The 13,796-nt window shown below is 71.1% G+C and carries 12 protein-coding genes and 2 rRNA genes; 8 read left to right on the top strand and 6 right to left on the bottom strand.

Annotated elements, in window-relative coordinates; all coding sequences use genetic code 11:
- Window positions 1-33: 33 nt before the first annotated feature.
- Window positions 34-1,161, bottom strand: coding sequence for a phosphate ABC transporter substrate-binding protein PstS (pstS, locus tag AB0L29_RS03065; RefSeq protein WP_365822722.1), 1,128 nt, complete (start codon window positions 1,159-1,161; stop codon window positions 34-36).
- Window positions 1,162-1,544: 383 nt separating this feature from the next.
- On the opposite strand from pstS, the gene AB0L29_RS03060 reads away from it, so the two are divergent.
- Window positions 1,545-3,122, top strand: coding sequence for an FAD-binding oxidoreductase (locus AB0L29_RS03060; RefSeq protein WP_365822720.1), 1,578 nt, complete (start codon window positions 1,545-1,547; stop codon window positions 3,120-3,122).
- 79 nt (window positions 3,123-3,201) lie between these two features.
- Here AB0L29_RS03060 and AB0L29_RS03055 read toward each other — a convergent pair whose 3' ends face one another.
- Window positions 3,202-3,909 (bottom strand): phosphatase PAP2 family protein, encoded by a 708-nt coding sequence (locus AB0L29_RS03055; protein ID WP_365822718.1) that lies wholly within the window; start codon window positions 3,907-3,909, stop codon window positions 3,202-3,204.
- Between the two features lie 254 nt (window positions 3,910-4,163).
- Window positions 4,164-5,108: a bifunctional lytic transglycosylase/C40 family peptidase gene (locus AB0L29_RS03050; protein WP_365823410.1), complete on the bottom strand. Its 945-nt coding sequence runs from the start codon at window positions 5,106-5,108 to the stop codon at window positions 4,164-4,166.
- Between the two features lie 527 nt (window positions 5,109-5,635).
- On the opposite strand from AB0L29_RS03050, the gene AB0L29_RS03045 reads away from it, so the two are divergent.
- From AB0L29_RS03045 to AB0L29_RS03015, 7 genes are all read left to right on the top strand, one after another.
- Window positions 5,636-5,944, top strand: a complete 309-nt coding sequence (locus AB0L29_RS03045; RefSeq protein ID WP_003991275.1) for a hypothetical protein — start codon at window positions 5,636-5,638, stop codon at window positions 5,942-5,944.
- A gap of 88 nt (window positions 5,945-6,032) precedes the next feature.
- The gene (locus AB0L29_RS03040; protein WP_365822716.1) at window positions 6,033-6,155 is read left to right on the top strand and encodes a hypothetical protein; all 123 of its coding nucleotides are present in this window, start codon (window positions 6,033-6,035) and stop codon (window positions 6,153-6,155) included.
- A complete protein-coding gene (locus tag AB0L29_RS03035; protein ID WP_365822715.1) occupies window positions 6,152-6,982 on the top strand; it encodes a hypothetical protein in 831 nt (276 codons plus the stop codon). Before AB0L29_RS03040 ends, AB0L29_RS03035 begins: the two co-directional genes overlap by 4 nt.
- A complete protein-coding gene (locus AB0L29_RS03030; RefSeq protein WP_365822713.1) occupies window positions 6,972-8,351 on the top strand; it encodes a hypothetical protein in 1,380 nt (459 codons plus the stop codon). The genes AB0L29_RS03035 and AB0L29_RS03030 overlap by 11 nt, the downstream gene beginning before the upstream one ends.
- The gene (locus AB0L29_RS03025; protein WP_365822712.1) at window positions 8,348-9,904 is read left to right on the top strand and encodes an SCO6880 family protein; all 1,557 of its coding nucleotides are present in this window, start codon (window positions 8,348-8,350) and stop codon (window positions 9,902-9,904) included. Before AB0L29_RS03030 ends, AB0L29_RS03025 begins: the two co-directional genes overlap by 4 nt.
- 6 nt (window positions 9,905-9,910) lie before the next feature.
- Window positions 9,911-11,320: an ATP-binding protein gene (locus tag AB0L29_RS03020; protein WP_365822710.1), complete on the top strand. Its 1,410-nt coding sequence runs from the start codon at window positions 9,911-9,913 to the stop codon at window positions 11,318-11,320.
- Between the two features lie 8 nt (window positions 11,321-11,328).
- Window positions 11,329-12,870, top strand: a complete 1,542-nt coding sequence (locus AB0L29_RS03015; protein WP_365822708.1) for a type IV secretory system conjugative DNA transfer family protein — start codon at window positions 11,329-11,331, stop codon at window positions 12,868-12,870.
- A gap of 6 nt (window positions 12,871-12,876) precedes the next feature.
- Here the strand turns inward: AB0L29_RS03015 and AB0L29_RS03010 are convergent, their stop codons facing one another.
- The 3 genes from AB0L29_RS03010 to AB0L29_RS03000 all read right to left on the bottom strand — a co-directional run.
- Window positions 12,877-13,419, bottom strand: coding sequence for a GNAT family N-acetyltransferase (locus tag AB0L29_RS03010; protein WP_365822706.1), 543 nt, complete (start codon window positions 13,417-13,419; stop codon window positions 12,877-12,879).
- A gap of 101 nt (window positions 13,420-13,520) precedes the next feature.
- Window positions 13,521-13,637 (bottom strand): 5S ribosomal RNA (gene rrf / locus AB0L29_RS03005).
- A gap of 86 nt (window positions 13,638-13,723) precedes the next feature.
- Window positions 13,724-13,796, bottom strand: a 23S ribosomal RNA gene (locus AB0L29_RS03000); the annotation flags it as partial.

Here is a 13,796-nt window from a genome sequence, read left to right as displayed (position 1 = left end):
GGCCCCCGTGCGGGGCCGGGCCGCACACTCATGTCAGGCCAGGCCCTGGATGGTGTCGCGGACCTTGGTGATGATCTCGCCGGGGATCGGGGCGTAGCCGGCCTCGGTCAGCTGCGCCTGGCCGTCCTCGGAGGCGATGTAGCCGAGGAAGGACTTGACCGCGGGCAGGGTGTCGGACTTGTTGCCCTTGTCGCAGACGATCTCGTACGTGACGAGCGTGATCGGGTAGGCGCCCTCGGCGCTCGGCGCGTAGTTCAGCTCCAGGGCGAGGTCCTTGCCGGTGCCGGTGATCTTGGCCTCGGAGATGGACTTCGTGGCGTTCTCGGTGGTGGCCTTGACGGGCTCGGCGGCCTTGGTCTTGATGTCGACCGTCTTGATGCCCTCCTTGGCGTACGAGAGCTCGAAGTACGAGATCGCGCCCGAGACCTGCTTCACCTGCTGGGCGACGCCGGAGGAGCCGGAGGCGGACTGGCCGCCCTTGGCCTGCCAGGACTTCTCGGCCTCGTACTTCCAGTCGCCCGGGGCGGCGGCCTTCAGGTACTTGGTGAAGTTCTGCGTGGTCCCGGACTCGTCGGAGCGGTGGAACGCCTGGATCTTGAGGTCGGGAAGCTTCGCGCCGGGGTTCAGCTTCTTGATGGCGTCGTCGTTCCAGTTGGTGATCTTGTTGTCGAAGATCTTGGCGAGCGTGGACGCGTCCAGGGCGAGGCTGTCGACGCCCGGCACGTTGAAGCCGACGGCGATCGGGCCGACGACCATCGGCAGGTCGATGCCCTGACCGCCGGAGCAGACCTTCTTGGAGTCCTCGATCTCCTCGGCCTCCAGCGGCGAGTCGGAACCGGCGAACGCGGTCTGGCCCTGGAGGAACGCGGTGATGCCCGCGCCCGAACCGGTCGGGTTGTAGTTGATCTGGACGTCCTTGCAGGCGGCCGTGTACGCCTTGACCCAGGCGTCGATCGCGTTCTTCTGCGCGGAGGAGCCGGAAGCCTGGAGCTGACCCTTGGCGTCGTCACACTTGATCGAGCTGTTGGCGGCCGCGCTGGCGTCGCCACCGCTGCCGTTGCCGCCGGTGTCGTCCGAGCCGCACGCCGTGAGGGCCAGGGCGCCGGAGACGGCGAGAGCACCGAGAGCGAGGGCCCGCCGGTTCATGCGCTGAAGCTTCACTGAGGGAGTTCCTTCCAGGAGCCGCCGTCCTGAATTCGGCGGCGTGCGAAGTCTGCGGTGATGCGGACGCGGTCGCGAGGCGCGCCCTCCATCAGGTAAGGCCGAAAGTAGGCAGATCAGGTGAAGCCGCCGATGGCCGTAAGTGAACGGGGGGTGAACCCCTGTGGACAGTGCGGTTAGGTAACGGAACGCTCACGGGGAGGGCACGCGGAGATTCCGGACGGGGGGGCGGGGGGCGGGGCACGTGGGGCGGCGGTGCGGCACGGGACGGCAGGGACCCGGGCACCGGGCGGCCGGACGGAAACCCGAGGGCCGGGGCCGTTGGGTGGAACCCGCGAGGGGCCGGAGCCGTCTGGCTCCACGGAACACCAGGGGAGGCGCACATGGACCGGCGGACGTTCATCCAGGGCGGCGCCGCCGCGATCGCGGCGGCGACGACGGCCGCCTGCGACGGGGCGGGCCCGGCGGCGGACGGCACGCGCACCGCCGCCACGACCACAGCCACCGCCCGCACCTCCCACACCCCCGCCTCCCCCTCCTCCACCGGCGTCACCGCCGCCGCGAACTGGGCCGCCCTGGCCCGCGACCTCGACGGCCCGCTGATCCGCCCGGGCGACACCCGGTGGAAGGCGGCCCGGCAGCTCTACAACACCCGTTTCGACACCCTGGTACCGGCCGCCGTCGCCTACGTCGCCCACCCCGACGACATCCGCACCGCCCTGGCCTACGCCCGCGCCCACGACGTGCGCGTGGCGATCCGCAACGGCGGCCACTCCTACGCCGGCTGGTCCTCCGGCAACGGCCGGCTGGTCATCGACGTCTCGAAGCTCGACCGGATCCGCGCGAGCGGCGACCGGGCCGTCATCGGCGCCGGCGCCAAACTGATCGACGTCTACCGCGCGCTCGCCGCGAAGGGCGTCACGATCCCCGCCGGCTCCTGCCCCACCGTCGGCGTCTCCGGCCTCACCCTCGGCGGCGGCCACGGCATGGTCTCCCGCGCCTACGGCCTGACCTGCGACAGCCTCACCGGGGCCACCCTGATCACGGCGGACGGCAGGCGGCTCACCGCCGACGCCCGCGAACACGAGGACCTGTTCTGGGCGCTGCGCGGCGCGGGCAACGGCAACTTCGGCGTCGTCACCGAGCTGCGCTTCAGGACCCACCCCGCGCCCCAGGGCGTGTCGGCGTACCTGACCTGGCCCTGGTCGTCGGCCGCCGCGGTGGTCGGGGCCTGGCAGGAGTGGGGCCCGTCGCAGCCCGACGAGATCTGGTCGTCCCTGCACCTGGCGAGCGCCGGCGGCACCCCGACCGTCTCCGTCGCCGCCTTCTCCCTGGGCACCCACCGCGAACTGCAGAACGCGGTCGACCGCCTCGCCGGCCGCGTCGGCGCCCCCGCGCGCCACGTCTCGCTCAAGCGCCGCTCGTACGAGGAGTCGATGGAGGTGTACGCCGGCTGCTCCTCGTTCCCGACGGACGCCCAGTGCCACCTGCCCGGCTCGACCCCGGGCCGCTCCCCGCAGGGCGCGCTGGGCCGCGAGACGTACGCGGCCCGCTCGGACTTCTTCGACCGCCCGCTCCCGCCGGCGGGCATCCGCACCCTGCTGTCCCAGATCCGCTCGATGCGCGGCGGGGCGGGCAACATCGCCCTGACCGCGCTCGGCGGAGCCGTCAACCGCGTCCCCGTGACGGCCACGGCCTTCGTCCACCGCCGCTCGCGCGTGCTGGCCCAGTACATCGCCTCCTGGCGGGCGGGCACGACCGGCACCACGGCCCAGTCCTGGCTGGCCTCCGCCCACGGGGCGATGCGCCCGCACGCCTCGGGCGCGGCCTACCAGAACTACCCGGACCCGACCCTGCCGAACTGGCGCAAGGCGTACTACGGCGACGCGGCCACGCGCCTGGCGAAGCTGAAGAAGCAGTACGACCCGGACCGCCTCTTCACGTACCCGCAGGCGCTGTGAGGCCGGCCCGGGGAGAAGAGGAGCGCGGGACGCCTCGCGGCGCGCGGGCGCGCCACCCCCGCCCCCGGCGGGCGCCCGCCTACGCGGCGAGGTCCCTCTCCTGGGACCCCGCGCTCTCACGCCGCGCACCCGGAACCACCGCGTCCTGCCCTGCGTACGCCCGTCCCCGCCCCCTGATCAGCCACCCCGCCCGGGGCGAGCGCTCGACGGCCTTGGTCACCGGCGTCAGCAGCGCCATGGCCGGCGGCGACAGCAGCAGCGCGACGGCCGTGCCGAGCGCGAACCCGCCCACGACGTCCGTCGGATAGTGCACGCCCATGTAGACCCGGCAGAACCCTTCCAGCAGCCCCAGCCCGATGCCGACGAGCCCGAACCTCCGGTTCGCGACGAACAGCGCCACGCCCATGGCCATGGTGATCGTCGCGTGGTCGCTGACGAACGAGTAGTCGGTCTTGCCGGAGACCAGGACCTCCAGGCCCTGGTGGTCGAGGAAGGGCCGGGGCCGCTCCACGAACCCTCGTATCGGCACGTTCACCAGCACCGCGACGCCGGCCGCGAGCGGCGCCCACACCAGTGCCGCGACGGAGGACGCCGCGTCCTCGCCGCCGCGCCGCCGCACGGACCACCAGCACCCCAGCACGAGCAGCACCATGGCGAGCAGCAGCCCGTACTCCCCGACGTACTCCATGATCCGGTCGAACCACGGCGGCGCGTCCTTGGCCAGGCCGTTGATGTCGTAGAGCAGGTCGACGTCAGGGTTCGACCCGGATTCGGCGAGTCCAGCCATGGTGCTGCGGCCCCTTCGTCATCTCTCCCGGCGCACCCGTGTACGCCGCTGCCTGCCCACCCCCGTGGTGTGTAGATCCGCTTCCGCCGCACACGTGCACACGCGCGTGTCACATGCCGACTGACGTCTGCTCGGCTACGCCAACAGGAACGCACGGTCCCCGTCGATACGTTCCACCCTCCACCGAATGATCACGCAGACGTTATCGAAGAGAGACCCATCGCCGCAGCTCAGGGGGTGGTTTCACACTCGGTTCACACGGTGGTGGGCAGCGCTTTCGCGCCATCTTCGGTCACCCGCGTGGCTCCGAAGTAATCAGGGGTGTCGATCGGGTCGAACCGGATGACGGCACCCGTCCGGGGCGCGTCGATCATGTACCCTCCGCCGACGTAAATACCGACATGCCGGATGGCACGCGAATTGGTCAGGTCGTCCGAGAAGAACACCAGATCGCCCGGGAGCAGCTCGTCCCGCGACGGGTGCGGGCCCGCGTTGTACTGGTCGTTGGCGACGCGGGGCAGCGTGATGCCCACGCTCTCGTAGGCGGCCTTGGTCAGGCCCGAGCAGTCGAAGCGTCCGCCCTGCTCAGGGGTGCCGTTGCCGCCCCACAGGTAGAGCGTGCCGAGCTTCTTCTGCGCGTAGGCGATGGCACCGGCGGCCTGCCGGGAGGGGTCGACGCGGCCGACGGGCGCGGCGAAGCTCTCCTCCAGGGCCCGGATCCGCTTGACGTAGTTCTGGGTCTCCCGGTAAGGCGGCACGCCCCGGTACTTGATCACCGCGTAGGCCCCCGCGTTGTAGGAGGCCAGCATGTTTTCGGTCAGGTCCCCGGGTACGTCCTTCACGTACGAGGCGAGGGTGCAGTCGTACGACGCCGCCGACGGAATCGCGTCCTTGGGATCCCACACGTCCCGGTCGCCGTCCCCGTCCCCGTCGATGCCGTGCGTGGCCCAGGTGCCGGGGATGAACTGCGCTATGCCCTGCGCGGCCGCCGGGCTCCTGGCGCCGGGGTTGAAGCCGCTCTCCTGGTAGAGCTGGGCGGCCAGCAGCGCCGGGTTGATGGCGGGGCAGAGGTTGCCCCACTTGCGCACGAGGTCCGAGTACGCGGCGGGCACGGCCCCCTTGGCCAGCGTCTTGGCGCCACCGCCCGCGCCGTTCACCAGGTTCCCGGCGACGACGTAGACACCGACGACGAGCAGCATCACGAAGGCCAACGCGGAACCCGTCACTGCGGTCGTCACGATCCACGCCTTACGCACCGTCAACCGCCCCTCACCGACCAGGAGTCCGTCGCCCACGTCAGTGTAGGGGCCGACACCGCGCCACGGAACGATCACGGAGGGGCACGCCGGCGCTCACGGGGCACCCCCGCGCCACGCCCCGCCGGCCTTCACCCGGGGAACATCATGACGACCGGTCATCCGGCCAACCGCCGAAAACAGTCCGAAACCTGAAAAAGGCTCACCCGCGGAACCACATCACGGGTTCCGCTCCCCCTTCATTGCCCGGCGTGACCAGCCGTGATACACAGAGTGACCATACGATTCTTCTCACACCGGCCCGCGTCCCCTTAGGCAACGGAGCGGACCGGTGGCAAGGTATTCGTACGAAACCCGCCAATCAATGACGCCAAGTCGACATACGACAGCGTCATTGTCGGCGAGAATGATGCCTGACCTCTGCACGACCGCAGAGGATGCGGAACTACCCAACAGGGGCGGTGACTTACATGCTCTTTGCGGCCGACAAGGGAGACATCAACACCATCATCGGCGGGATCGCTCCGGACTGGGGGCCCTTCGGCAGCCTGGGCAACGAGGCCAAGGTGATGATCGAGGTGGTCATGGCGGTCGCCATCCTGCTCTGCCTCGGCATCGCCATCTGGGGCGCGGCCAAGCAGCGCATCGGCGCGACCGCGCTGCGCGACACCTTCAGCGCCGAGCAGGGCAAGGGCCTCATCATCGCGGGCCTGACGGGTGTGTTCATCATCGGCTCACTCGGCACCCTCTTCACCATCGTGTACGGCATGGCCGTGTAGGCCGGGCCCTTCCCCCGGCCGGGCACGCCCGGCTCCCCCTCCACCCCACCCGCCCGTCGTGCCCACCGGCTGAGGTTGCGTCTCCCTGATGTCGAGTCACCACACCGCGCCCGCGCGGGAACCAGCACGGCTACCGTCGTACGAGGAGTACGAGGTGTACGACCGACACGAGGAGTTTCCGCACGACGTCGAGGGGGCGTACGCGGCATGAGTCTCGGAGACGAGCACGAGGCCTCCGGCGGTTACGGCGGCACGGGCCAGACCCGCACGCGCCTGCCCGACGGAGGCGGCGACCCGTACGGCGGCGCCCGGCGCGGCGGCCGCTCGTCGTCGCGCAGCCTCGTCACGGTGGTCGGCGTGGTGGTCCTGCTCATCGCGGCGATCGCCTTCGCGAACCGTGGAGGAGACGATTCCTCCTCCAGCGCCGACTCCACCGACAAGCCGGAGACCTCGGCCACGGCACCCTCCGGGCAACGCCCGGTCCGGACCACCGCGGCCGGCATCCCGTCGGGCTTCCCCCAGAACCGGCAGGGGGCGGAGAGCGCGGCGGCGAACTACGCGGTGGCGCTGGTCTCGGCCGACATCCTCAAACCCGCGCGGCGGACGGAGATCGTCCGGCAGATCTTCGTGGCGGACAAGCATGCCTCCCTCGAGGAGCGGTTCGACAGGGCCTACACCAAAGAGTTCCTGAACGACATCGGCCTGGACGAGAACGGCGACGCGAGAGAGGGACAGACGTACGTCTCCCGTACTGCGCCGATCGGCACAAAGCTCACGAGTTACTCGGCCACCGCTGTAACCGCCGAGGTCTGGTGCACAGGGCTGTACGGCACAGCCGGGGAGAAGTCCACCAACCCGGTCACCAGCGACTGGTTCACCATGACGCTCCAGCTGCGCTGGGTGAACGGCGACTGGAAGGTCGAGAGCTTCGCTCAGAAGGAGGGCCCCGCGCCCGTTCCCGGAGACAACAAGGCGTCCAGCGCCGACGAGATGGCCAAGGCCGTCGAGGAGTACGGAGGCTTCACCTATGCCCGGTAGCCCGCGCCGCGTGCTCAAGGTCACCGTCGCCGTCACAGCCGTACAGACCGCGGCCGTGCTGCTGGCCACACGTGCCGCAGCCGCGCCCACACCGTCGCCGTCTCCCTCGCTCTCCCCGTCGTCGTCGCCGTCTCCGTCCGCGTCTCCGTCCGCGTCGGACGACAAATGCGACCTCATCGTCGGCCCCGCCAAGGAATACTGCGAACGCGGCGAGAACGGCGGCGGCTCCGGCGACCGCGGATCCACCCTCAACGACCCCACCACCACCCTCGACCCCCTCGCCTCCCTGGCGAAGGGCTGTGCCGACGCCGCCTCCTGGACCGTCGACAAGCTCAGCGGCGCCGTGCAGGACACCGCCAACGTCGACTTCACCAACCCCACGTTCCTGCAGCAGTACGCGGTCGTCTTCGCCGCGTCGACGATCCTCACGCTCCTGCTGTGGCTGCTGGCCGTCGCCAAGCGAGCCGTGCGCGGGGTCCCCCTGGCCACCGCCCTGTCCGAAGCCGTCGGGTTCCTCTGGCTCACGGTCCTGGCCTCGGCCTTCACCCCGCTGATCCTCTACACGGTCGTCTCGGCGACCGACGGCATCACGGAGGTCCTGGCCAAGGCGACCGGCGACCAGACGGACGCCTTCTTCGGCACGTTCTCCGAGGCGCTGAAAAAGGGCGAGGACATCGGCGGCGGCCCGATCATGCTGATCGTCGTCTCCCTGGTCAGCATCCTCGCCGCCGGCGTGCTGTGGCTGGAGCTCGTCATCCGCGCCGCCCTGCTCTACGTCGGCGCCCTGCTCGGCACCGTGGTCTACGCCGGCCTGGTCGACAAGAACCTGTGGGGGCACGTCCGCCGCTGGGCGGGCATCATGATCGCCGTCATCCTGGTCAAGCCCGTCATCGTCATCGTGCTGGGCCTGGCCGGCGCGCTGTCCGCCGAGGACGGCCCGGACGCCTTCTCCGCCGTCGTCTCCGGCCTCGCCATCATCCTGCTCGCCATCTTCGCCAGCGCGATGATCTACCGTTTCGTCCCCGGCTTCGGCGACGAGATCGCCGGCTCCCGCAACAACCGCATCATGCAGGGCGCCGAGGGCAAGGCCGCGGCCGTCATCAGCTCCCCGGCGTCCCTGGTCGCCCAGGGCATCAAGACCCACAGCTCCCGCGCCGACCACCACGGCGGGGGCACCCCGTCCGCCGCCCCCCGTCCGTCCAACCCGGCCTCCGGCGGGGTCGCCGCGCACAGCGCGCGCGTCTCGAACGGCGGCGGATCCGTCCCCTCCGCCGCACCCGCACCCCGCTCGAGCAGCCCGGTGAACACCCCGCACGCCGGCAACACCCGCAACAGCAGTACCAACCGCACGGGAGGTGAAGGGCGTTGACGACCGAGTCCCACGTGTCCCATCCGGTCACGCCCCGCCGTACATATCTGATCGGCCGCGCCCGGCCGAACGCGATCGTCGGCCGCAACCGCGAGACCGGCGAGATCGCCCTGATCGTCGTGGGCGCGTTCCTCGGCATGATGTGCGGGCTCCTCGTCCCCGTCCTGTCCCTGCGCATCGTGCTGCTGACGGGCTTCCCGATGCTGGCGCTGGCCGCGGTGTACGTGCCGTACAAGCACCGCACGTTCTACAAGTGGTTCGAGATCAACCGCACCTACAAGCGGACCCTGAAGCGGGGCGCCGCCTACCGCTCCGGCGCCATGGAGGCCGGCACCCGGCTCGACGGCCGCGAGATCGAGGTCGGACCGCCCCCGGGCATCGGCCGCATCACCTGGCTGTCCGCGCCCTTCGGGCCCGACGAGATCGCCGTCCTGCTGCACGCCGACCGCAAGACCGTCACCGCGGCCATCGAGATCGAGGGCCCCGGCGTGGGCCTGCGCGACTCCGAGGACCAGGAGGCCCTGGTCGACCGGTTCGGCACACTGCTCAAGCACGTGGCGAACGGCGACGGCTTCGTCACCCGCATCCAGATGCTCGCCCGCACCCTGCCCGCCGACCCCGACGCGCACGCCAAGGACGTCGCCGTGCGCGGGGACGACAGGTCACCGGGCTGGCTGCAGCAGTCCTACGACCAGCTGCTGTCGATGGTGTCCACCAGCAGCGAGCAGCACCGCGCGTACCTGGTCGCCTGCATGCACTACACGCGCGAGCTGGCCGCCGAGGCCAACGCCATGGCGCGGGCGGCCCGCGCGCACGGCGCCAAGGTCGACCGGGACGCCGGCCTCGCGGTCGTCATGGCCCGCGAACTGACCGACATCTGCTCCCGGCTCCAGGAGGCCGACATCCGCGTACGGCAGCCGCTCGGCCAGGGGCGGCTGGCCTCGCTGATCCACTCCATGTACGACCCGGACCACCCGATCGACCACATCCAGGCGATGACCAAACGCAACGCCTGGCCGGCCGAGCTGGACGCCACGGAGCCCACCTACCTCCAGGCCAAGACCCGCGAGTCGTCCACCCGCGCGCCCTGGTGCCACGCCACCGCCTGGGTCAAGGAGTGGCCGATGACCCCGGTCGGCGTGAACTTCCTCGCCCCGCTGCTGGTCCACACCCCGGACGTCATCCGGACGGTCGCCGTGACGATGGATCTCGAACCCACCGAGGTGGCCATCGAACGCATGCTGACGGAGAAGACGAACGACGCGGCCGAGGCCTCCCGCGCCGCCAAGATGAACCGCACCGTCGACCCCCGTGACGTGGCCGCCCACAGCCGCCTCGACCAGCGCGGCGAGGACCTCGCCAGCGGCGCGGCCGGGGTCAACCTGGTCGGCTACATCACCGTGTCCTCGCGCTCCCCCGAGGCGCTGGCCCGCGACAAGCGGACCATCAGGGCGTCGGCCGGAAAGTCGTACCTGAAGCTGGAGTGGTGCGACCGCGAGCACCACCGCGCCTTCGTCAACACACTCCCCTTCGCCACCGGCATCCGGAGGTAGGACCCGATGCGGGATCCGCTGTCCGTCCTCACCGACGCCTTCACCTCCTTCCTCTTCGGGAAGGTCGAGACGACCCGCCTGCCGGTGCGCACCTCGACGGGCCAGGCCCAGGCGGTCTACCTGCCGACCGCCGCGCCCGGCCTCGGCGACTCCGGCGTCATCATCGGCCGCGAGGTGTACTCCGGGAAGGGCTACATCTACGACCCCTTCCAGCTGTACGGCCAGCAGCTCCCCGCCCCCCACTGGCTGGTCCTCGGCGAGTCCGGCAACGGCAAGTCGGCGCTGGAGAAGACGTACGTCCTGCGCCAGCTCCGCTTCAAGGACCGCCAGGTCGTCGTCCTGGACGCGCAGGGCGAGGACGGGGTCGGCGAGTGGAACCTCATCGCGCAGGAACTGGGGATCACGCCCATCCGGCTGGACCCGATGGCCGCCCTGGACCACGGCATCCGCCTCAACCCGCTCGACCCGGCGATCACGACGACCGGCCAGCTCGCCCTGCTCCGGACGATCATCGAGGTCGCCCTGGGGCACGGCCTGGACGAGCGCGCCGGCTTCGCCCTGAAGGTCGCGCACGCCTACGTCAACCAGACCGTCGTCGACCGCCAGCCCGTACTGTCCGACATCGTCGAGCAGCTGAGGCACCCCGAGCCGGATTCGGCCCAGGCGATGAACGTCGACATAGACGACGTACGGGCCTGGGGCCTGGACGTGGCGCTGGTCCTGGACCGGCTGGTCGACGGCGACCTGCGCGGCATGTTCGACGGCCCGACGACGGTCGGCATCGACCTGGACGCGCCGCTGATCGTCTTCGACCTGTCCCACATCGACCGCAACTCCATCGCCATGCCGATCCTGATGGCGATCGTCGGCGTGTGGCTGGAGCACACCTGGATCCGCCCCGACCGCAAGAAGCGCATCTTCCTGGTCGAGGAGGCCTGGCACATCATCAACAGCCCGTTCGTGGCGCAGCTGTTCCAGCGGCTGCTGAAGTTCGGGCGACGGCTGGGCCTGTCCTTCGTCGCGGTCGTGCACCACCTGTCGGACGTGGTGGACGGCGCGGCGGCCAAGGAGGCCGCGGCGATCCTGAAGATGGCGTCGACGAGGACCATCTACGCCCAGAAGGCGGACGAGGCCCGGGCCACCGGCCGCGTGCTGGGCCTTCCGCGCTGGGCGGTGGAGATCATCCCGACCCTCACCCCCGGCATCGCCGTCTGGGACGTCAACGGCAACGTCCAGGTCGTCAAACACCTGGTCACCGAGACCGAACGCCCCCTGGTCTTCACCGACCGCGCGATGACCGAGTCCTCCAGCGACTTCGAGGACGACGCCCTGCGCGCCGCCGAACGGGAGGCGGAGGAGCGGGCGGCGGCCTTCGTGGAGCAGCACCTGGACGACTCCGAGTCGACGGTGGCGTAGGGGGACGTGTGAGACCGGACGACCGCCGCGCACCCCGGGACGGCCAGGGCGGCATCCCCGACGGCCTGCTGGTCGGCGTACTCGTGTTCATCCTCGGCACGGCCGTGCTGGTGTGGACGGCGACGGGCCTGGCCGGCTGGTTCGCCCACGGCTCCTGGCCCGCCGCTGTCACCTTCGCCCGCACCCCGCTGGCCATGCGTCACCTCGTCGGCCGGCCGCACGACGTGACGGGCGCCTGGCCGGACACCCCGCCGGAGCAGCTCTCCGGATACGGCCTGTTCTGGGGCCTGTTCATCGGCCAGCTGATGGTGCTGCTCGTCCTCGCGGTGTTCGTGCTGGGCACGGTGGCGCGCTGGCGGGCGGGGCGCCGGCTGCGGCGCGCGCAGAGGGCCGCACAGTCCGAACCGGCGGCCCCGCCGGACACGGCCCGGTTCCAGGTCCAGCAGCACGAGGTGCCGACGCCCCGCGCGGCCCCGGAGCCGACGGAGCCCGCACCGCCGGCGGTCCAGCCCTCCGCCCCGCCCCGGCCCGTGCCCGAGCCGGCGTCGCCCGGTGCCGGAAGCCCGGCCTCCCCGTTCGGCCGGGACGGCGCGGGCGAGCGGGAGAAACTCCTCGCGGGCCCGCGGCAGGAGAAGATCCTCGTGGGCCCGCGGGAGAGCCGCCGGAGCGCCGCGGCACAGGCCGTACGCGACGCCGAGGGCCCCGTCCTCGTCGTCACCTCCGACCCGGCCCTCTGGCAGGAGACGAAGGACGGCAGGGCCAAACTGGGCCCCACCCTCCTCTACGACCCCGCCCACCTGTGCGACACCCCGTCCCGCCTCCACTGGTCCCCCACCACGGGCTGCGAGGACCGGCAGACGGCGGCCGCCAGAGCGACCGCCCTCCTGGCCCCGGTCCGCCCGGCGTCACGGCTCGACCAAGCGGTCGGCGACACCGCCGCCACCCTCCTGCGCAGCTACCTCCACGCCGCCGCCGTCGACGGCCGCACCGTCCGCCACGTCCACCGCTGGTCCCAGGGCGCCCAGATCCAGGACGCCGTACGCGTTCTGCGCACCCACCCGAAAGCCGCCTCCGGCGCCGCGGGCGAGCTCGAGGCGGCCCTCACCGCCCATCCCGAGCGCCGGGACATGGCCCAGCACCTCACCACCCGTGCCCTGTCCGCACTGTTCACGGTCAACATCCGCGAAGCGTGCACTCCTCACCGAAGTGATGCCCTCGCCTTGGATTCCTTCGTCCACGAGGGGGGCACGCTTTATGTCGTGGGCCGATCCATCGAGGACCCCAGGACCGATCCGGGCGCGATGCCCTTCCTGACGGCCCTCGTCTCCAGCGTGGTCGAGCGCGGCCGGCGCATGGCCGAACGGTCATCCTCCGGTCGCCTCGACCCACCACTGACCCTCGTCCTGGACGACGTCGCGGCCGTGGCCCCCCTCCCCCAGCTGCCGGAGCTGCTGGCCACCGGAGCGGACCGGGGCCTGCCCACCCTGGCCCTGCTCCGCTCCCGGGAACAGGGCCGCGCACGCTGGCCGGACACCGAACTCCCGGTCTGACCGCCCTCACTCGCGCTCGAGGACGAACTCCAGCTCACGCGCCCCCGAGTCCCCCAGCGGCACGGTCACCCCGCTGGGGACGAAGCCCACCCTGCGGTAGAACCGCTGCGCCCGCCCGTTCTCCTCGTGCACGACGAGCCGCACCCGCTCCAGCCCTTGCCCCCAGCACCACTCCAGGGCGGCGTCGAACAGCACCTCGGTCAGCCCGCTCCCCCGCTCCTCGGGCCGCACGAACACCCCGACCAGGTGTCCCTGCTTCCGCTCCACCGGGAAGCCGGCCCAGTCCTTCGTCCCCGGTTCCTCCACGAGCGCGGTCACCATCGCCACCCACCGCCCGTCCGGCCCTTCGGCGATGATCTGCTGCGCCCCGTCCGCGCCCTCGGCGGCCCGTGCCGTCCGCTCCCGCCAGTAGGAGTCCGGCCGGGCCGCGGCCTGCTCGTACGTCTCCAGGAAGGCGAGGTGCGCCACCGGGTCCCGCAGCGCCGCGAGCCGCAACTCCTTCACCGCGGGCCACTCATCAGCACGGACGGACCGGATCAGGTAGCTCATACGGGCCACCGTAGTACCCGGGTACGGCATCCTTCACCTCGAATACCGCCGACAAAAGCAGAAAGGCCCACACCATATGGTGTGGGCCTTTCCCAATGATTGTTCGGCGGTGTCCTACTCTCCCACAGGGTCCCCCCTGCAGTACCATCGGCGCTGTAAGGCTTAGCTTCCGGGTTCGGAATGTGACCGGGCGTTTCCCCTACGCTATGACCACCGAAACACGGTGAAACTGTCAACCGCACCGCACGCACCGCGTGCGGGGTCGTTCGTGGTTTCAGAACCAACACAGTGGACGCGAGCAACTGAGGACAAGCCCTCGGCCTATTAGTACCGGTCACCTCCACACGTTGCCGTGCTTCCAGATCCGGCCTATCAAC

This window comes from Streptomyces sp. NPDC052701 (assembly GCF_040678355.1).
GTDB lineage: Bacteria > Actinomycetota > Actinomycetes > Streptomycetales > Streptomycetaceae > Streptomyces.
Note: the sequence above shows the minus strand (reverse complement) of the source record. Positions and strands in the feature narration are given on the sequence as shown.